At 35.4% G+C, this 18,815-nt stretch carries 20 protein-coding genes; 5 read left to right on the forward strand and 15 right to left on the reverse strand.

Annotation, left to right across the window (positions count from 1 at the left end):
* Window positions 1-15: 15 nt before the first annotated feature.
* The 6 genes from yhaM to BBS29_RS07070 all read right to left on the reverse strand — a co-directional run bounded on the left by yhaM (window position 16) and on the right by BBS29_RS07070 (window position 7,265).
* Window positions 16-954, reverse strand: a complete 939-nt coding sequence (gene yhaM / locus BBS29_RS07045; RefSeq protein WP_068130632.1) for a 3'-5' exoribonuclease YhaM — start codon at window positions 952-954, stop codon at window positions 16-18.
* Between the two features lie 6 nt (window positions 955-960).
* On the reverse strand, window positions 961-3,906 hold the full coding sequence (locus BBS29_RS07050; protein WP_068130634.1) for an ATP-binding protein: 2,946 nt from the start codon (window positions 3,904-3,906) through the stop codon (window positions 961-963).
* 4 nt (window positions 3,907-3,910) lie between these two features.
* On the reverse strand, window positions 3,911-5,095 hold the full coding sequence (locus BBS29_RS07055) for a metallophosphoesterase family protein (protein WP_068130637.1): 1,185 nt from the start codon (window positions 5,093-5,095) through the stop codon (window positions 3,911-3,913).
* A 121-nt stretch (window positions 5,096-5,216) separates the two neighbouring features.
* Window positions 5,217-5,564 carry a YlbF family regulator gene (locus BBS29_RS07060; protein ID WP_040929034.1) on the reverse strand — a complete coding sequence of 116 codons (348 nt, stop codon included), beginning with the start codon at window positions 5,562-5,564 and terminating at the stop codon, window positions 5,217-5,219.
* Window positions 5,565-5,638: 74 nt separating this feature from the next.
* Window positions 5,639-6,769, reverse strand: a complete 1,131-nt coding sequence (locus BBS29_RS07065; RefSeq protein ID WP_068130639.1) for a DUF445 domain-containing protein — start codon at window positions 6,767-6,769, stop codon at window positions 5,639-5,641.
* Between the two features lie 49 nt (window positions 6,770-6,818).
* Entirely contained in the window at window positions 6,819-7,265 is a 447-nt protein-coding gene (locus tag BBS29_RS07070; RefSeq protein WP_040929032.1) for a helix-turn-helix transcriptional regulator, read from the reverse strand.
* Between the two features lie 502 nt (window positions 7,266-7,767).
* Here BBS29_RS07070 and BBS29_RS07075 point away from each other — a divergent pair.
* Window positions 7,768-8,643 carry a cation diffusion facilitator family transporter gene (locus tag BBS29_RS07075; RefSeq protein ID WP_068130643.1) on the forward strand — a complete coding sequence of 292 codons (876 nt, stop codon included), beginning with the start codon at window positions 7,768-7,770 and terminating at the stop codon, window positions 8,641-8,643.
* Here BBS29_RS07075 and BBS29_RS07080 read toward each other — a convergent pair.
* Together BBS29_RS07080 and BBS29_RS07085 are read right to left on the reverse strand one after the other, a co-directional pair.
* On the reverse strand, window positions 8,633-9,259 hold the full coding sequence (locus tag BBS29_RS07080; RefSeq protein WP_068130646.1) for a response regulator: 627 nt from the start codon (window positions 9,257-9,259) through the stop codon (window positions 8,633-8,635). The genes BBS29_RS07075 and BBS29_RS07080 overlap by 11 nt on opposite strands.
* Window positions 9,260-9,272: 13 nt before the next feature.
* Window positions 9,273-10,373: a GAF domain-containing sensor histidine kinase gene (locus BBS29_RS07085; RefSeq protein ID WP_084778906.1), complete on the reverse strand. Its 1,101-nt coding sequence runs from the start codon at window positions 10,371-10,373 to the stop codon at window positions 9,273-9,275.
* Between the two features lie 100 nt (window positions 10,374-10,473).
* Between BBS29_RS07085 and BBS29_RS07090 the strand changes: the two genes are divergently transcribed.
* Genes BBS29_RS07090 through BBS29_RS07100 form a run of 3 tightly spaced genes read left to right on the forward strand, consistent with a single transcriptional unit; the run spans window position 10,474 to window position 12,174 of the window.
* Window positions 10,474-10,896: a disulfide oxidoreductase gene (locus BBS29_RS07090; RefSeq protein ID WP_306452479.1), complete on the forward strand. Its 423-nt coding sequence runs from the start codon at window positions 10,474-10,476 to the stop codon at window positions 10,894-10,896.
* A complete protein-coding gene (locus BBS29_RS07095; RefSeq protein ID WP_068130655.1) occupies window positions 10,886-11,389 on the forward strand; it encodes a thioredoxin family protein in 504 nt (167 codons plus the stop codon). The genes BBS29_RS07090 and BBS29_RS07095 overlap by 11 nt, the downstream gene beginning before the upstream one ends.
* On the forward strand, window positions 11,386-12,174 hold the full coding sequence (locus BBS29_RS07100) for an RluA family pseudouridine synthase (RefSeq protein ID WP_068130658.1): 789 nt from the start codon (window positions 11,386-11,388) through the stop codon (window positions 12,172-12,174). The genes BBS29_RS07095 and BBS29_RS07100 overlap by 4 nt, the downstream gene beginning before the upstream one ends.
* Window positions 12,175-12,216: 42 nt before the next feature.
* On the opposite strand, the gene fumC is transcribed toward BBS29_RS07100, so the two are convergent.
* From fumC to BBS29_RS07135, 7 genes are all read right to left on the reverse strand, one after another.
* A complete protein-coding gene (gene fumC, locus BBS29_RS07105; protein WP_068130659.1) occupies window positions 12,217-13,605 on the reverse strand; it encodes a class II fumarate hydratase in 1,389 nt (462 codons plus the stop codon).
* Window positions 13,606-13,688: 83 nt separating this feature from the next.
* Window positions 13,689-13,874, reverse strand: a complete 186-nt coding sequence (locus tag BBS29_RS07110; RefSeq protein ID WP_068130662.1) for a hypothetical protein — start codon at window positions 13,872-13,874, stop codon at window positions 13,689-13,691.
* Between the two features lie 11 nt (window positions 13,875-13,885).
* Window positions 13,886-14,470: a hypothetical protein gene (locus BBS29_RS07115; RefSeq protein ID WP_068130665.1), complete on the reverse strand. Its 585-nt coding sequence runs from the start codon at window positions 14,468-14,470 to the stop codon at window positions 13,886-13,888.
* A gap of 312 nt (window positions 14,471-14,782) precedes the next feature.
* Window positions 14,783-15,526 carry an oxygen-insensitive NADPH nitroreductase gene (gene nfsA / locus BBS29_RS07120; RefSeq protein WP_068130668.1) on the reverse strand — a complete coding sequence of 248 codons (744 nt, stop codon included), beginning with the start codon at window positions 15,524-15,526 and terminating at the stop codon, window positions 14,783-14,785.
* Window positions 15,527-15,536: 10 nt separating this feature from the next.
* Complete coding sequence (gene trmL / locus BBS29_RS07125; RefSeq protein ID WP_373554039.1) at window positions 15,537-16,004, reverse strand: tRNA (uridine(34)/cytosine(34)/5-carboxymethylaminomethyluridine(34)-2'-O)-methyltransferase TrmL; 468 nt, start codon at window positions 16,002-16,004, stop codon at window positions 15,537-15,539.
* Between the two features lie 3 nt (window positions 16,005-16,007).
* A complete protein-coding gene (gene queG, locus BBS29_RS07130; RefSeq protein ID WP_068130675.1) occupies window positions 16,008-17,135 on the reverse strand; it encodes a tRNA epoxyqueuosine(34) reductase QueG in 1,128 nt (375 codons plus the stop codon).
* 48 nt (window positions 17,136-17,183) lie between these two features.
* Entirely contained in the window at window positions 17,184-17,531 is a 348-nt protein-coding gene (locus BBS29_RS07135; RefSeq protein WP_068130678.1) for a DUF6176 family protein, read from the reverse strand.
* Between the two features lie 121 nt (window positions 17,532-17,652).
* On the opposite strand from BBS29_RS07135, the gene BBS29_RS07140 reads away from it, so the two are divergent.
* Window positions 17,653-18,198, forward strand: coding sequence for a Maf family protein (locus BBS29_RS07140; RefSeq protein ID WP_084778908.1), 546 nt, complete (start codon window positions 17,653-17,655; stop codon window positions 18,196-18,198).
* Window positions 18,199-18,815 lie beyond the last annotated feature (617 nt).

Below are 18,815 nucleotides of genomic sequence, written 5' to 3' on the forward strand. Positions count from 1 at the left end.
TTTTAAACCAATATTTTACTCATCAACACTTCGGTATAACATTCTACCTTCTAACGGGAAAACGCGCTGCGTAAATGTGCCCGGTTCTACAGATTGAATGTGCTTGTCCATCATTAAAATTCTCGCATCGATATTGTCAATCATATGCAGAATTTCTGCTTCTTTAATCATCGGTGTTTTTGGAGATCCGTACTCTAATTTACCGTGATGTGCGAGTATTAAATGTTTTAATAATAAAATATCTTCGCCTTCGATGTTCAGTTCATCTGCTATTTTTGTAATCTCTTCTGTTGCGATAACGATATGTCCAATTAAATTTCCTTCAACTGTATACGTCGTATTTACTGCACCAGATAATTCTTTGACTTTCCCGATATCATGTAGAATGATTCCGGCATATAACAGATTTCTATCGAGCGTTTCGTAGATGTCACATAACGACTCCCCGACTCTTAACATCGTATAAACGTGATACGCTAAGCCAGATACGAAGTCATGATGGTTTGTCATCGCTGCTGGGAACGTTGAGAATTCTTTACGATATTTCGTGAGTAATCCACGCGTAATACGCTGAAGATTCGCACTCGTAATTTTTAGTGCGTAATCCATAATTTTGTCGAACAGATCATCACCGTCGATCGGTGCTTCTTTTAAAAAGTTATGGATTGAAACGTTATCGTTTTCGTTTGCCGTACGAATTTCTAAAATTTTCATTTGATTATTCCCACGGTAGTTAATAACTTCTCCTCTAACTTTTACCATATCTGCTTCTTTTAACTCTTTAATTTGTTCAGGTGTAACAGTCCATAATTTTGAATCGAGCTCACCTGTTTTGTCTGCTAGAATCAGTGTCATATATGGCTTACCCTGTTGCGTGACACCATCTTGTGCGCGTTTTACTAAGTAAAACGATTCAACACTATCTCCAGGTTGTAAAGCAGAAATTTTACTCATCGGTTGTTACCTCCTATTTTTACTATCTTGTAAAACGATTGTATTTGTCGATGGAATGCTCTTTTCTAAATTACATGTAAAGAATAACACTTGATGTTCTTCTGATTGCTTTTTAAAGTAATCTAAAATTGTTCTTGTACGTGTCTGGTCAAAGTGTACAAATGCATCATCGATAATAATCGGTAAATTATAATAGTTTTTAAGTGCTTTTATTAAGCTAATGCGTAACGCGATATATAATAGTTCTTTTGTCGACTGTGAGATTTCAGAAGGATCAAAAATTTGACCGTTACTATGCTTCACTTTAATGATGTTGTCTTCATACATCACATCGATATAGCGTTCTTTTGTAATATATTCAAAGATTTTTCTCGCTTCTTCAACGACGATTGGAAGACGCTTGTCTTTGATCGCTTTAATGTGTGCTTCGATTAACGTCTTAATATACATCAGTGACATATAATCGACAGCGCTCGTTTCTATACTATTCTTTTCAAGTTCGTATTGATGACGGAGTACTGAAAGTTGTCCGTTTTTTTCAAGATGTTTAATGTCTTGTTCGATTTTTGCAAGCATAGTTGTCTCTTCGTCGATGTCATTTTCATAGTTTTCGATTATCGTATTAAGCGCTGTTTCTTCGTCTCTTAAATCAGCTGTGTTGAATTCAGATAATTGCTGTCTTCTTTCTAAATCGAAGTTTTCTTCTGTTAACTTGTTATTGAGCTCTTTGAATCGTGCTTCATTCTCTTTAAATTCTGTAAACATTCGGCCGTAGTAGTAATACTCATCCTCATCATCTGCTCCGACATAATTAAAGAGTTCCTTCATTTCTTTTTCTGCAACGTAATTACGATTATCAATGACGTCGATTTCGTTTTCAAATAAGTTAATTTGCTCTCTTAAGTTATGATATGTCGATTTATCTTTTAATAGCTTTTCGAGCAGCTTATTCGTTTCAAAGAAAATTGAATTAATGTGGAAATCGATACCGTATTTTGAAACTTCTTCTCTAACTGAATTACTAAATTGCGTAATATTACTATCAATTGCTTCGATGCGTGTATTCAGCTCATCGACGTTACGTCTCATTTGTTTGATATTACGAATCGTATATATCGTATCGACGATTTGAGCATTTTCTAATTCATCGCTAACGTATAATTTCTCTTTAACACGAGCAAGATCTCGTTTTAACTGGTCATTTGTACTATCTAAAATCGAACGTTTTTCTTCTAAACTTTCTAGTTTAATTTCATCTGATAACTTTTTATTCATATGACGATCGACTTCGTTCATCATCTCACGTGCATCATAATAATCGAAGTTTAAGTCGTGCGCTTCTTTTTTCTCTTTAATTTGTTGTTTAAGCTTTTCAAGGTCTTGTTCGTATTCATCTTTTAAATGATCGTCTTCTTCTTCAGTTTTATTGAGTTTTAATAAGAGTAATGATAATAACCCAACGACGATAAATATAATACCGTATATATTTTGGTTACTTATAAAGATAAACGACAGACCAATTAGCATGAGTATGACACTCATCGAGATAATAACTGTGCCTTGAGTTTTATTACGTGCTTCTCGCTTTTTCTCTTCTTCAAAGTACTTATCTTCAATTAAATGATAGACGCGTTCTTTTTCTTTAAGCTCATGTTCTAAGTCTTGAACTTCAAGTTTTGCACGTATTCTTTGATTTGAAATTTGACTGTCAGAGAAACTTTCTAGTTTTTTATCCGTCTCTTTAATTTCATCTTTTAACTGGGCGATTGAATTATTATAAAATTCGCTTTCCATTTCGATTTCATCGTGACGGGAGAGTAAACTTTGAACATTTTCTCTCACGATGTTTGAATCATCTACATCTAAATGCTCTTCTTGCCAACCGATATCGTTCATCGAGCGGTGAATTTTTTCTTCGATCGTTGCGACTTCACTTTGTAAACGTTCGAGTTCAAGCAGTTCGTGTTTAATATTTGGCTCTTCTTTACTCAGTCTTTCTAAATAATTAAGTGTGTCTTCTTCTGGTAACACGACTCTATTCTCTTCTCGGATGAGTGCTTCGAGCTTTTCTTGACGGAGTAATTTATCTTTTTGACCCGTCGTTAAATGGTTTTTAAGCGCTTCATAACGCTCAATCCCTTTTTCTGGGAATAAGACTGGTTCGACATCGATTTTATTTGCTAAACTTTGCCACTCTTTAATTTCAGGATGATACATAATTTCTTTCATCTTATTTTTGAGTTGCTGTTTAGTACTATTTACCGAGTGTCTTTTACGTTCGATACTTTCGATAATTTTATGCTTTTCACTCACGAGTGATTCATATGTCTCTTCATACGATTCAAGCTCTGCGATTTTTTCAGTCATATTGCTTATCGAATCAATTTTTACGTTAATATCTGGTTTTGTACCGTTACGTTTATATAGCTCGTCAAGCTTAGTGTTAATTGCGTTAAGCATGTCTTCATATTTATTAGAACCGAGTGCACCTGCACGCAGTAAATAATCTTGAAGGTCTTTTTCGGTTAAGTTTTTGTTAATATCTTGTAGACCGAGAACATCAAACGAGAATATCGAACGATACATTTCTTTATCGATATAATTTAATTTTCTCTTTAGCCAATCTTCGCTTCGTTCTGTACCGTCAGCCATCGTAATACGTACGTCTCCAGCTGACTTATTACCTTTAATACGTTCAATAGTTACCGGTCCAACTTCATCGACAAACTGAACGATTAGTCGCCCACCATAGGCGTTACCAAGTCTCGGTTCACGTCTTGGTTCGCCTTCGTTTCGGCGCGGGAACCCAAATAAAATCGAGTGAATAAACGACATCATCGTCGATTTACCCGCTTCGTTTTCCCCAAACACTTGGACGAAATCATGTTCAATTTTAAAACTTTTATCGATGATTTTACCGTAACCGTATATATCTAATCCTTTAATTTTCATATTGTTACTTCCTCATGAGTAGTTTTAAACGTGCTTCACCAAGTTCTAGTAGCTTTTCTTTGTCGATATCTTCCATTGGTGGTAAAAATTTATTAACTTTCGGGTCCATATATAACGTGTTTAACGCTGTTTTATATAGATCATCGTCATCTTTAAATGAATTTTTTATATCCGTGAGTAGTGCGTTTTGATCGGCATTTTCTTGTTCGATATATAGTCGGTCAATCCACACAAAGTCTTCGACATCTCGTTCATCTTCTTGTAATAGAGATAGTATTTCGTAATAGTCGTTACCACTAATGTCTTCTTCTCCGTCATAATAGACCGTCAATTCGATTACACGACTACCTTCTTTACGGAGTTTGTTTTTATATTCCGTGACTGCACGATATAACTCATCACGGTAAATATTATTGACTTCAAGATCATAGCGTTCAAACTGAATATCTTCAACACTGACAAATGTACTATATAAATGAACGTGGTCTCCGGATACGATATAAAATCCTTTTTCTCCTGTTTCATTCATATGACGCCCTTGAATGTTACCTGCATAATTTATAAGCGGCATATCTGATAGTTCTTGACGCTGATGTATATGCCCAAGTGCCCAGTAATGATAGAGTTTCGAACGTAAGTCTTCTAAAGTAAATTCTGTATATCGTTTACTCTTCGTATTCGACTTAGAATACGTTCCGTGTAATATACCGATATGAATACCGTCGTTTCGATTATTTACTGGATAATGATCAATTTTATTTTCGTATGTTTCATCGTGTAAATAACTAAATCCGTGTAAAAAGATTTTCTCGTTATCTTTACTCATCAATTGATATGTTTCGATGTTTTCTTTAAATACATGAACCGTACTTGGCCAACTCGTCTTAACGTTATGATCAAGTGGGTCATGGTTACCGTGAATCATATACGTAAAGATTCCGTTATCTTCTAAACGTTGAAATTGTTCTTTTAAAAATATTTCTGATTTTAATGTTCTGTTTTTTTGGTCAAATACATCTCCAGCAATAATGATAAAATCGACTTTCTCTTTAATTGCATAGTCGATCATACGTTTCGTTGCGTTGTATGTACTTTCCATTAAACGATCAACAATGTGTGGCGGCAATTCACTTCTCGACTTAAACGGGCTATCGAGATGTAAATCAGCGGCGTGGATAAATTTAACCATCGTTCACCTCACCTTTCTTTTCATACATTATACCAAAAAACGACAAAAGAGGCATGGGGTCTAACCCTTGCCTCTTGAGAGATTATATTCGTTTAAAAACCTATAATCAATCTACTATAATTTACTCATTCACTTTGTATAGTTCTTCGATTGGTTTCATAATGACGCGGTTTAAGTCTTGGATTAACATACTTAATTTTTGCTCCGCTTCCATTAATTGTTTAATGTTTTCATCTTCTTCTACTGATTGTGCTGTTTGCTGTGCACGCTCAATATCAGAATCTAACATTTCTTCCCCTTGCATTTGTTTTAATTGAAGTTCCATTTGAACTTCTCTAAATTCATCGAATAATTTTTTTGAATCTTCATTTTCATTTACCGCTTTATAAAAAGATTCTAATGCTTTAAATTCTTCAGATTGTCTCAAAGCACTTTCAAGCGCATTTGCTTGATCATATACATTTACCATGGAATTCTCCTCTGTATTTAAAATTTCATATTGATTATAATATCATACGTCTAATATAAAATAAAATGATACGGTTACACTATTAACGGAACGAGAATACCTTGTAAAAATCCAACGATTCCTCCAAGCACATATCCGAGTAACATAATCATTTGGAGTTCTTTTCTCGCAACTTCAAACACTAAAAATTCGAGTGTTTTTATGTCAAAACTATCGATTTGACGTTTAATCACTTCAGCTAATTTTAAATGTTTTACGATACTTGGAATGTACTTTCCAAGATAATGCGTGATGTTGTCTCTTAAACGTAGTTTTCCTGAAGATTTAAACGTTTGAAACATCGTCTCATTTAACTGAGCGATTGGTCTATCGAGTAATTCTTCTAAATTCATTTTGCGTTTAAAAATTTCCGCTGCACTATGTGTCGCTTTTTCTTGATCGATTTTTGAGATATATTCGCTCGGAGATTTTTTTATAAATTTATCATACTCTCTTACGATGAATTCTCGTTCAATCGATTTCATGTCTTCATGACTTAATAGCTTCACTAACTCCCCTTGTACACGAGTTGCAAGGGAGTCTTTCGGTACGACATATTTTAACGCACGCTCAAGTTTACCTCTATTTTCGATAAAATCATCAATCATCGTATATATATCTTCGTAACCTTTATCGGATGTTAAATAAGTAATGATTTTTTCGTTAATCACAAGATGTAAATTATTGACTTCTTTGTCAATCGTCTCTTTTGCGTCATGCGGAATCAATGATTCAATTGACCTGTTCATAAGTTCGTCACTCGACGTTTTTATCTTCGAATCAATTTCTTGATATAAAAATGATAATATTTTCTCTTTTAAATTTGGAGATATTTTATTTAACACGTCACCGATTGACACGTTTTCTTCTTCAATCGTTTGAATTTGGCGATCGATGAATAAATCCATAAATTTTTGTGATTCTTTACTTTGTAGTTTTTCTACAAAAACTTCTGGTGTTAATAAATAGCCTGTAATTATATTTCCAAGCTTTTTTGATGCCTCATCTCTACGCATCGGAACAACACCAGGCGTAAGTGGGATGCGTTTCCCAAATATATATTTTGCTTCATACGGATGAAATAACATTTTAATCGCTATCGTGTTCGTCACCCCACCGATTAACGCACCGACAATTGTCGTTATTATAATCGTCGTCACAGACATTCTTTTACCTCCTTAAAAAAAGAACACCTAACTGTAGGTGTTCAGTATATTATTCTGAAGTTTTTTGTTTGAAGAATGTCACTGCTTGACGCTCTAGGTAAGATGCGTGTTCTGCCTGATTGTCAGCATTTACGACGCGGTAGAGATCGTTCATTTTGTTTTTCTCTAATCTCCATCCGTCTTTTTCTTCTAATTTCTCCCAATATAACATTTCTTTGTTATATTGTGGATAGTGAGCATTACCGCGAGATAATACTTGAGCAAGTTCTAGTGGGTCTCCACCGAAAGTACTTGTTAAAATGTCGCTATCTCTGAATAATGCACAAATTGAAACACATGTTGTCCAGTTTGGAACTATTCTTTCTTTTTCGATTTGTACGAGTGTCTTTTTAGAAAGACCGACTGTTTGACTCATTGAATCTTGAGTATAGCCAGCTTCTGTTCGTACTATTTTGAACTTCTCCTGAATGACCTTAGTAAAGGCTTTTTTGTCCATAACTAAAATTCTTCCCTTCATTTATACGTTAAACTATGTGTTAACGTGTGTTTTCCTCATTCGACTCGAGGATATTAACATCCCATTTAGCAGTCGCACCTTTTAGTTGAACAAAGTTTAAACCGATTAATAAATCTTAAAGTAACTCTTCGCAACGATGAATGAAACTGGTAGGATAATATTTAAAATGACATACAATATAACACTGTCAACGTTTGATGAGAATTCTATATACATGAATTTCATCGTAGAAACACATTTTAGTACATAATATAGTGTAAATGCAATTAAAACGCATGTTATTCATATAATTTTCTAATGAATTTCAAATTAATACGTCTTTTTATTTTATAATTATGCCATTTTGTTTTCTGTTTGTTAATACCTATCGTGCTATTTTATTATATTCCTTTTTAGACGTAAAAGTAAAATAATACATATGTAATCTCAATTAAAAAGTGATAAAATTTATATCTAGATTATTTTTGTTCGAGGTGCTTAAATGCAAACGATTAAACAAAATATTAAAAAAGCACGCCACGGTGCAGTGCTTTCTATTTGTACATATATTTTTTTAACAGTCGTTAAAATTACCGTTGGTTTTTTCGATAAGTCCGATGCGTTAATCGCAGACGGATTAAATAACTTTACTGACGTGATTGGTTCAACTGCGCTATTTATCGGTTTAACAATCGCTTTAATTCCAAGAGACGATAACCATACGTATGGTCACTTTCGTGCAGAGTTAATTGCAGCGTTAATTGCAAGTTTCATTATGTTTGCGGTCGGTATACAAGTCATTATACAAACGGTTATTAAATTTATTAATAACGACTTCGCTGAACCGAGTACGACGTCGTTATATGTATCTCTGTTTTCAATGATTGTAATGTTTATCGTCGCGGTCATTAACTATAAACTTGCAAATAAAGTCAACAGTGTCGCGTTAAAAGCTGCGAGTATCGATAACTTCCAAGACGGCATGGTATCTCTTGGTGCTGCGATTGGTATCATTGGAGTATTACTTGGTTTTAAAACACTGGATACAATTGCGAGTTTTTTAATCGGAGCGTTAATTATATACACTGCGATTATTATTTTTAAAGAAACCGCAACGACATTAACTGACGGATTTAATAGCAAAATATTGAATCAAATGAAGACACTCATCGAAGATGTCGATGGTGTCATAGACGTTGTAGATATTAAGGGTCGTTCTCACGGATTTATTTATTTTATCGATGTGACAGTCACTGTCAATCCAAATTTAAACGTGATAGACGGACATAAAATTACCGAACACATCGAACATGCTATGTCCGACGCATTCGGAGATACTGAAACAATCGTTCATATAGAACCTGCAGTTATAAATTAATAATGTGATGACGAATCGCATAGACGACAGCTTGTGTACGGTCAGACACTTCGAGTTTATTTAAAATATGACTCACATGTGTTTTGACCGTCTTTTCACTTACAAATAGCGTCTCCGCGATTTCTTTATTACTTTTACCAAGTACCATCTCTTTTAACACTTCTAATTCTCTAGTTGATAATACATTTTTTTGATGTGGTAATTGCCCTTTAGATAACATTAACTCCACATCAGGATGAATAACCTGATCTCCATTTGCAACTCTTCTTAATGATTCGATTAAATCATCCGCATCCATTTCTTTAATTAAATAGCCGTCTGCTTTTTTATTTAATGCAGGACGTACGTACTCTTCTGACGTGTAGCTCGTTAATATAACGACTTTTAATTTTGGAAAATCACGCTTAACGATTTCTAATACTGCCATACCGTCCATTTCAGGCATGACTAAATCGAGTAATACTAAATCTATCATTTTATGATTGTCTTCTAAAAACTGAATTAACTTCGCACCACTATCGACATCTTTTACGACTTTTAAATCTTCTGTCGTACTTAGTAAAAACTTCATACCTTCACGTACTACTGCATGATCGTCAGTAATTACAATATTCATAGTTATATCCCCTCTATTCAATCGGTATCGTAAAGCGAATCGTCGTACCATGCCCAAGACTAGATTTAACACTAAACACCCCGCCGAGTCGTTCGACACGTGCTTTCATATTTTTTAGACCGTGTTGGCGCGTAACTTCTTTCATATCAAATCCGTCACCTTCATCTCTTACAACGACAGAAAACACACCTTCAGAAACGATAATTTTGACATCACTTTTATTAACATTCGAGTGCTTGCTCGTATTATTTAACGCTTCTTGGATGACACGAAACACTTCAATTTCACTGTTATCTGGTAACTGATAAAATCCATCGATATCAATCGATAATTCAATATGAATGAGCGCTGCATATTCTTTTAACGCGTCGACTAACCCGTTTTCTAACCCAATTGGTTTTAGCTGCCAAATTAATGCTTTCATTTCATTCATTGCATATTTAGACGTCGACTCAATTTTTTGTAGCGTCGATTTCATCTCTTCTGACTCTGCAATTCTAACTCCAGCATTACTCATAATGTTAATTGAAAAAATCGTCTGACTAATCGAATCGTGGAGATCTCTAGCGAGTCGTTGACGTTCTTGTATACGTGCATTTTCTTTTTCAATTTTCGTCAGTTCTAGTCGCTTCAGCGTCGAACCGATTTGAAACGCAACGGATTCTAACAGATCTAATGTATCTTTATCGTATGCTTTAACGTGCTTAGAAGCGACGTTTAATATCCCAAATGAATCACCACTAGATATGAGCGGTACTGTCGCGTGATGTGTGATCCCTTCATTTTTAGAAGCATCTTCACGCATCAATTTTTCTAGTCTAGAACACGCGATTATATTCGTCGCATTTTTTAAATTATCACGGTTATACTGATTGACGCACCAACATTTACCGTTAAATAATTTCTCATAATCATTTTCCTTTAATCCAACTGGTAAATTATAATGCGCAGCGAGGTCGTGTTCTCCATTGTTATCGATAAAAAAGATCCATCCTGTATTGAATTCGCTATTGTCGATCAGTAACTTCAGCGCCTCTTTTAACATCGTGTCTCGATTTGTCTCTTGATTTAAATATTCTGCAATCATTCGTAGTAATTCTATTTTACTTTTCACATGCATGCTCCTTGTAAAAAATTAGACACTTTATTTACTCTATACAATTCTCTTTATGTTAAAATAAAACTTAACGTACGTAACACATTGAGGTGATAGGTTGAATAAGAAATTTTTAATGCAACTCATTTTCTTAGTGTCACTCATCGCGACACTCGGGTCTTTATATTTTAGTGAAATTAGAAACTACATACCATGTGAGCTATGCTGGTATCAACGAATTTTAATGTACCCACTTACTATTATATCTTTAATCGCAATAATTAAAAACGACATAAAAGCGAACATTTATATATTATCGATGAGTGTATTCGGCTTTTTAATCGGCATTTACCACTATTCACTTCAAAAACTACCGGCTATACAAGACGGGTTGAATGCGTGTAGTGATAACTCTTGTACAGTGACATACGTAAACTATCTCGGATTTATAACAATTCCGTTCATGTCGCTTACAGCGTTCTTTATTATTATTATTTTATCAATACTCACTTTTAAAAAGGAGAAAAACTATGAACAATAAATTATTTTACGGTATTATCGCGGTTGTTATCATCGCTTTTGCTGCGGTATTTTTAGTATTACAGTCTGACAAAAATAATCCAGAAAAGATTAGTGAAAGTGGTTATTATCCATATACTGATAAAGAGGTCAAAGACCTCCAAGGTCCAACGATCGACAGATTAGACGATGAGAACTATCATTTCAATGAAACACCTGAAGTGACACAAGAAAAGATCGATTCTGAAGATGAATTATTCGTCTATTACTGGAGCCCAGTTTGTAAGTATTGTATCGAATCTACACCACTATTAATCGGTGCAAAAGAAAAAGAGGATTTCCCTCTCGTTCAACTTAACGTGTTAGAATATCCAGAATACCAGCAAACTGCAGGGATTACTGCAACACCAACACTCGTCTACTATAAAAACGGTAAAGAAGTGACGCGTGCAGAAGGCGGCGCACAATCGGCAGACAACTACGTAGAATGGATTAAAAGCGTTAGAAACCAATGATTTTTACCGTCACACAGCAAAACGAATCGCTAGAAAACATTTTAAAATCAATGCATATTCCTAAAAAAGAAATGCACTGGTTAAGAATGAGTAAAGAAATTACGATAAACGGCGAACAAAAACAATTAAGAGATTTAGTCAGTCAGGGAGATGTTGTTCATCTTCCTGATTTTTCACAAGATAGTAATTATATAAAAAGTAACGAGACAGTAAATGTCATGTACGAAGATGATTATTTAGCAGTCGTGTTAAAACCGCACAATAAAAAGACGCATCCGAACGACGACGAAACAAATACGTTAATGAACGACGCGGCGAATACAATTTCATCTGTATACTTAGAGCCCGTACACCGATTAGACTACGACACGAAAGGCCTTCTCATACTCGCTAAAAATAGCTACGTTAAAAAGATGTTAGACTATATGATCGAACACCATGAAATTATAAGAGAATATACAGTATATGTCTCTTCAATCGGTAGATTAAAAATCGGTAAAATAGAGTTACCAATCAAACAAGCGAAAAGTAGAAATCATCAAGAAGTGAATCGACGTGGAAAACACGCAGTAACAAACGTTATTTCAATCAGAGATAATAAAGTGACAGTTCAACTGGAAACAGGACGTACACATCAAATTCGCGTTCACTTGTCATATCTCGGCGCACCGATTATTGGAGATAAAATATACGGTGGCACTAACAATGATACACTACGACTCTACGCTTCACGTGTCCAGTTTAACCATCCCGTTACAGAAGAAATTATCAATGTAGAAATATAAAAAATGGTCAGTCTCATATGAGACTGACCTTTTCTATTTCTATTACGCATTCGGATGAATCATGTCTTCTGGACGGATCCATTCGTCGAACTGTTCTTCTGTTACTAGACCAGTTTCTAATGCTGATTCTTTTAATGTAATACCTTTTTTATGTGCGTTTTTCGCAATAGTCGCTGCATTTTCATAACCGATATGTGGGTTTAATGCTGTGACTAACATGAGTGAACGATTTAATAACTCATCGATTACTTCCATGTTCGGTTCAATTCCAACTGCACAGTTGTTGTTGAACGTATCCATACCGTCGCCAAGAAGGTAAATTGATTGTAACGTGTTCATTAAAATTAATGGTTTATAAACGTTTAATTCGAAGTTACCTTGTGACGCACCAAATCCTACTGCTGCATCGTTACCGAATACTTGTGCTGCAACCATCGATAACATTTCAGCTTGCGTTGGGTTTACTTTACCTGGCATGATTGATGATCCTGGTTCGTTTTCAGGAATCGTAATTTCACCGATACCTGCACGTGGACCAGATGCTAACCAACGGATATCGTTAACGATTTTTAATACATCTCCGGCTAATGCTTTTAAAGCACCGTGGAAGTATACAACTTCATCGTACTGTGATAACGCGTGGAATTTGTTGTCAGATGAAACAAAATCATATCCTGTTTGCTCAGAGATTTGTTTTGCAACTCTATCACCGAACTCAGGGTGTGCGTTTAAGCCTGTACCAACAGCAGTTCCACCGATTGCTAAGTTTGCGAGTTGTTTTTTAGATTCGTTAATCATTTCTAATGACTTATCTAAAGAATATCTCCAGCCACTCACTTCTTGACCAAGTGAAAGTGGTGTTGCATCTTGTAAGTGTGTACGACCGATTTTAATAATATCTTGGAACTTTTCTTCTTTTTCTTTAAACGTGTCGCGTAACTTTTGAAGTGCTGGAAGTAACGTCACTTCTGTTTCAGTCATTAACGCAACGTACATTGCTGTTGGGAACGTATCGTTTGAGCTTTGTGATTTGTTGACGTCATCATTAGGATGAACAACCTCGTCACTACCCTTTTCTTTTAAATAATCGTTCGCAACGTGTGCAACGACTTCGTTCACGTTCATGTTACTTTGCGTACCGCTTCCAGTTTGCCATACGACTAACGGGAAGTGCTCGTCTAGTTCTCTAGCGATAATTTTGTCTGTCGCGTAAACAATTGCGTCTTTTTTCTCTTCAGATAATTTACCGAGTTCAGAGTTCACAATTGCAGCCGCGCGTTTAAGTTGTGCAAAAGCAACAATCACTTCAATCGGCATTTTTTCTTTACCAACTGGGAAGTTTTGACGACTTCTCTCAGTTTGTGCTGCCCAAAACTTATCTGCTGGAACTTTAATTTCACCAAACGTATCATGTTCTATTCTGTAAGACATTAAAAAAATCCTCCTGAATTTGTATTTACCATTAGTATAACTGAAATTACAGGAGGATTCACTTAAAATTATTTAGTTCATAATTACTTTTTATTCTCGTCTTTGTCGAGGTCTTTATCTTGTAAGTCTGCACCGTGGTTTGTATGGTCTATTGACGCTGTTTGGCCCTCGGAGATAGCTTCCATCTCTTCACCGAGTGCTTTTACGTCTTCTGTATTAAACGTCATCGTATTTTCGTCAGTGTATTTTTCATTACGTTTTTTATCCATCATTATCTCTCCTACGCAAACTTGTACGTGTAAAATTCGCGAATGTCTCTATCTAGTTTACTCGCCGCTTCAGCGTCTAAAATAACAGTTACCATACGATGATTTTTTACTTTACTTAACGGAGAATCTTTACTCATATCTGCGTCGTATAGTTTACGAACTGTTTCACTCGCACCGCTACCTGACGCATATATAAATAACTCTTTTGCTTTAAATAAGTCGTCGCTACTACCAGATTTAAATCCTTTAAATTCATAATCTAAATTTAATACCGCAACGTTTACTTTCTCTTTTTTGTCGAGATAACGATTTAAATCGTCATCTGATTTTACGTTACGAATTTGTTGCTCTGGAATATCGAGTGCGTTAAATTTCGCACCCCCATCACCATTTGCAAGTAATAATTTCACGTTTGCTAAATTGACTGGATGGTTATTTACTTCACCGATTAAATGATCATATGCGTTATCTAATGTATCGTTTAAATCAAGTACTAATGTAGAATCCGGATTTAATGAAATTTGTTTTCTTAATTGATCTGCTAAAAATAAATCCGCATCATGTTTTGTTTCATAAATTCTAAAGTTTAAAGCCATAATTGTCGTCTCCTATCAGAACAGTTATTAATAATAGATTACCCGAAAACAGCCATTTTAAACAATGTTTAATTGATATTTAAAATACGCTTTGTTTCACTGACAAAATAGTTTATAATGAGAGTAACTATTAAACGCACTGGGGGATATTATAGATGAAAGCAATTCTTATCTTTATGGTATGTGCAGCATTCCTAACTTCGATTCTTACAGCTGGTAAAGAAAACAAACCAGGATACGTCGATAACGGACCAGATGAAAAATAATAATGACATAACAAAACGCAAACTTCTAAAGTTTGCGTTTTTTCGTTTAATCTTTTAAAAATCCTTGTGCATTTAATACGTCTTTTATATCTTTACGGACTTGGTCCATTTTTGATAATTTCTTAACGACTTGCTCTGACCAGTTATCTTGTCGTTTATTTTCATCGCGAGTTTTATAATACTCTGTAATTGATTCATCGTAATCATTTAGAGACGCTTCGATTTGTTCAAATTCTGGATACGTATTTTCAAAGTAAACTGTGTCTTGTGGTAATCTTTCTTTAAAACTACCTTCGCTATTTTTATATCCAACTGCCATACCAATCACTGGGAACGTTCCTTCTGGTAGTTCTAAAATTTCAATTATTTTTTTCGTATTGTTACGAATCGAACCTAAATAACAAATCCCTAAGTCTAGAGACTCTGCTGCGACTGCTAAGTTCTGTGCTGCAAGCGCTACGTCTACGACACCGATGAGTAAACTTTCAGTCGTATCAAAATGTATTTCATATCCTTTACGTTTTGCAAGCTCTAAATGACGATTATAGTCTGCGACAAAGATAAATAAATGACCATTATCTTTTACGTACGGTTGTGTACTAATTTCCATAATCGCTTGTTTTTTATCTTCATCTGTCACACCGATAATTGAATACGCTTGAACGTAGCTTGACGTCGAAGCTTGCTGTGCAGATTTCACTAGTGTTTCAATCACTTCTCTTTCAAGTGGTTGATCTTTAAAATCACGAATCGATCGGTGATTTTGTAATAATTGAATTGTCTCGTTCATGTTCATCCTCCTATATAAGTCCTTTAAAACCTTGTTGACGTAGCGCTTCGTAAAGCACCATCGCAACTGTATTTGAAAGATTTAAACTTCTAAAATCTTCGTGCATCGGAATACGCATTAAACGGTCTTTGTACTTTTCTTTAATATAGTCTGGAAGACCTTTCGTTTCTCTGCCGAAGATTAGATAGCGGTCTTCATCTGAATCAGAATAATCCTCTTCATGATAATAATTTTCTCCGAATTTAGAAATAAAGTAAAGTTTCCCGTCTGCTTCTTCTAAAAAGTCTTCGATACTCTCGTGATATGTAATATCGAGATCGTACCAGTAATCCATACCTGCACGCTTTAAATGTTTGTCAGTAATTTCAAACCCTAATGGTTTTATTAGATGCAACTTCGTTTTCGTCGCTGCACATGTACGTCCGATATTCCCTGTATTTTGTGGAATATCTGGTCGAAATAATACGATATGATTCATAATTTAACCCTCTTGTATACCTTTTAGCATTTCTTCTTTTACTGCTTCGTCTGTTTCTTTACTGTAGCGCTCGTGAATATAATCGAGTGCTCTATCGCCTAAAATTTGTCCAATCGCCCAGTACGCTGTCCCTTTAATGACAGGGCGTACGTCGTTTTCTGCGACGTCTTTTAACGTCGGGATCGCACTTTCTTCTTTAAAATGTGCGAGCGCGATAATTGCGTTACGCTGTAACGGATTTTTACCGCGCCATACACCTGCTAAGTGACCATACGTCTCTTTGAATTCTCTATTTGACACTTTTAAAAGACTCGTTAATTCCGGCTTTAAAATTTCTGGCTCTAGTATAATATCGTCTTGCTGGGTATTGATACCAATATTTAACGGGCACACTTGCTGACACGTGTCACATCCGTAAATTCTATTACCGATGGACTTACGATACTCGTCTGGCACAAATGTTTTCGTCTGTGTTAAAAACGATATACACTTTTTAGAATCGAGTTGTCCGTTGCCAACGAGTGCTCCCGTTGGACAGCGGTCAATACAAATCGTACAGTCCCCACAAGTTCCAACGAGTGGTTTATCTGGCGGAAACGGAATGCTAATAAGCATTTCACCTAAGTACGTCCACGTGCCAAGTTTCGGATTGATTATAAATCCGTTTTTACCGACAAATCCGAGACCACTTCGTAGCGCAACTTCTCTATCAGATAAAACACCCGTATCGACCATAGACATCGTTTCTACACCGTCGACTCGTTCTTTTATAAACGCCTCTAACTTTTCGAGCCTCGTTCTAAGTAAATGATGGTAATCAAATCCCCAAGAAGACCTCGCGAATATACCACGACGTTCGCCTTTACGAGACTTCGGTGCGTCTTTTGGTAGACGATTCGGATACCCAACTGCAATCGCGATAATTGAACGCGCACTCGGGAGAGACAACTTCGGATTTACACGCTCTTCAATCGTCCCTTTTTCAAAACCAGATTCATAATTGTTTTCGTAGTACGAAATTAATTTATCTCTAAACTCATGAAACGGTTCTGCTGTCGTAAAACCAATTTCGTCAATGCCGATTGTATGTGCGTATTCAATTATTTCATCTTTTAACTTTTGATAGTCCATACGCCACCTCTTTAAATAGATTAAAAAAGAAGCCGAAGTTGGCTTCTTTTAATACTGCATTGCTTTTTTTATACGATCAGGAATGATGAGTACCTCTGACACCATGTCTTCCGGATGGAACGTGTGATCAATACAGTCTTCAAAAAAGTCGATATGTGTTTGATCAATCGGTGAAGTCGTTTCACTTTCTGCTGCTTCTTTATCTTGAATTGTATACCAGTAAAGATATTCTACATCGTTAAACGCTTCACGGAAAATCGTCTCGACATATACTTTTTCACCTTCGACGTTACGAATGACACCTTCCATATTTTCTTGGATGTATTTCAACCAGCGGTCTACTTTTTTAGACTTACCTGGCTTCACTCTAAATTTAGTTAATTCCACTTTATACATTTATTTCACCTCTTGCGATATGCAAATAAACATTCTAAAATGATACTCAATACATTATTAGATTATACACTTATTCTAGAATATCTCCACACCGATTATAAAGAAAGGATTGAGACAATTTATGCTTATTTTAGCATCCGGATCACCGAGACGGCAAGAGTTATTAAAACAAGTCGAATTAGACTTTTTAACGATTATCCCAAATGTTGACGAATCTTCTGTCACTGAAAGAGATCCACAGAAGAAAGCAATGGCTCTCGCAAGCTTAAAATCATACGCGATTGATAACGACGAAGACATTATTTTATCGTGTGACACACTCATACAGTTTAACGGTGAAATATTAGAAAAGCCGGCTGACCGAGCCGACGCACGCCACATGATTAAAATGCTATCGGGCAAAACGCATACTGTTATTTCAGCAGCACTCCTGCGTAAAGGTGACACTGAAATACCAATCGTTAGAGAAACTGAAGTCGAGTTCTTCGAGTTAGACGATAAAGAAATCGAACACTACTTAAACACAGACGAACCATATGACAAAGCAGCAGCCTACGGTATCCAGGGACTCGGCGCGAAGTTTGTTAAGCGAATCTCCGGCGATTACAACGCTGTCGTTGGATTACCACTTGGAGATGTGTGTCGGGAACTGAGATTTTTTGAATAAGGAATAACACTTGCTAACTTCTATTCAGTTAACTAGGGGAAGAAGATTAGCAGGTGTTTTTCATCAATAAGCCACTGTTCATCAAGCTTTCGGGTAACTCTAAACTATTACTTCATGAATAAGTTGCTATTCGTCAAGCTTTCGGCTAAATCTACACTATTACTTCATGAATAAGCCACTGTTCATCAAGCTTTCGGGTAACTCTACACTATTACTTCATGCATAAGCCACTGTTCATCAAGCTTTCGGGTAACTCTACACTATTACTTCATGAATAAGCCGCTATTCGTCAAGCTTTCGGGTAAATCTACACTATTACTTCACGAATAAGTGCTCTCTTATTAATTATTACTTCATATTATCCATTTCTAGTGACACTCCAGTAATTTCGGAACATACAAACATAAATTGTTGCGAAATTTTAAGAGGCACTATGTATTTCTTCTTTTAAAATTCCAATATCATTACAATTTTTTAATAATGAGTTGCAATTTTTAAGTAATTCACATGATTGTTTCGCAGAAATTTTAAAACAGTATATTTATAATCAAAACTTGTAATTAGCTTCTATAAAGAGTAGAAAAGTTTATAATTATATAGTGAATATTGTATATAGG

The sequence above is a fragment of the Nosocomiicoccus ampullae genome, from assembly GCF_001696685.1.
GTDB classification, from domain to species: domain Bacteria; phylum Bacillota; class Bacilli; order Staphylococcales; family Salinicoccaceae; genus Nosocomiicoccus; species Nosocomiicoccus ampullae_A.

Bases quoted from the DNA above. Each gene is read 5' to 3' on its own strand.
- yhaM (WP_068130632.1), bottom strand. From the start codon at position 954: ATGAGTAAAATTTCTGCTTTACAACCTGGAGATAGTGTTGAATCGTTT.
- BBS29_RS07050 (WP_068130634.1), bottom strand. From the start codon at position 3,906: ATGAAAATTAAAGGATTAGATATATACGGTTACGGTAAAATCATCGAT.
- BBS29_RS07055 (WP_068130637.1), bottom strand. From the start codon at position 5,095: ATGGTTAAATTTATCCACGCCGCTGATTTACATCTCGATAGCCCGTTT.
- BBS29_RS07060 (WP_040929034.1), bottom strand. From the start codon at position 5,564: ATGGTAAATGTATATGATCAAGCAAATGCGCTTGAAAGTGCTTTGAGA.
- BBS29_RS07065 (WP_068130639.1), bottom strand. From the start codon at position 6,769: ATGTCTGTGACGACGATTATAATAACGACAATTGTCGGTGCGTTAATC.
- BBS29_RS07070 (WP_040929032.1), bottom strand. From the start codon at position 7,265: ATGGACAAAAAAGCCTTTACTAAGGTCATTCAGGAGAAGTTCAAAATA.
- BBS29_RS07075 (WP_068130643.1), top strand. From the start codon at position 7,768: ATGCAAACGATTAAACAAAATATTAAAAAAGCACGCCACGGTGCAGTG.
- BBS29_RS07080 (WP_068130646.1), bottom strand. From the start codon at position 9,259: ATGAATATTGTAATTACTGACGATCATGCAGTAGTACGTGAAGGTATG.
- BBS29_RS07095 (WP_068130655.1), top strand. From the start codon at position 10,886: ATGAACAATAAATTATTTTACGGTATTATCGCGGTTGTTATCATCGCT.
- BBS29_RS07100 (WP_068130658.1), top strand. From the start codon at position 11,386: ATGATTTTTACCGTCACACAGCAAAACGAATCGCTAGAAAACATTTTA.
- fumC (WP_068130659.1), bottom strand. From the start codon at position 13,605: ATGTCTTACAGAATAGAACATGATACGTTTGGTGAAATTAAAGTTCCA.
- BBS29_RS07110 (WP_068130662.1), bottom strand. From the start codon at position 13,874: ATGGATAAAAAACGTAATGAAAAATACACTGACGAAAATACGATGACG.
- BBS29_RS07115 (WP_068130665.1), bottom strand. From the start codon at position 14,470: ATGGCTTTAAACTTTAGAATTTATGAAACAAAACATGATGCGGATTTA.
- nfsA (WP_068130668.1), bottom strand. From the start codon at position 15,526: ATGAACGAGACAATTCAATTATTACAAAATCACCGATCGATTCGTGAT.
- trmL (WP_373554039.1), bottom strand. From the start codon at position 16,004: ATGAATCATATCGTATTATTTCGACCAGATATTCCACAAAATACAGGG.
- queG (WP_068130675.1), bottom strand. From the start codon at position 17,135: ATGGACTATCAAAAGTTAAAAGATGAAATAATTGAATACGCACATACA.
- BBS29_RS07135 (WP_068130678.1), bottom strand. From the start codon at position 17,531: ATGTATAAAGTGGAATTAACTAAATTTAGAGTGAAGCCAGGTAAGTCT.
- BBS29_RS07140 (WP_084778908.1), top strand. From the start codon at position 17,653: ATGCTTATTTTAGCATCCGGATCACCGAGACGGCAAGAGTTATTAAAA.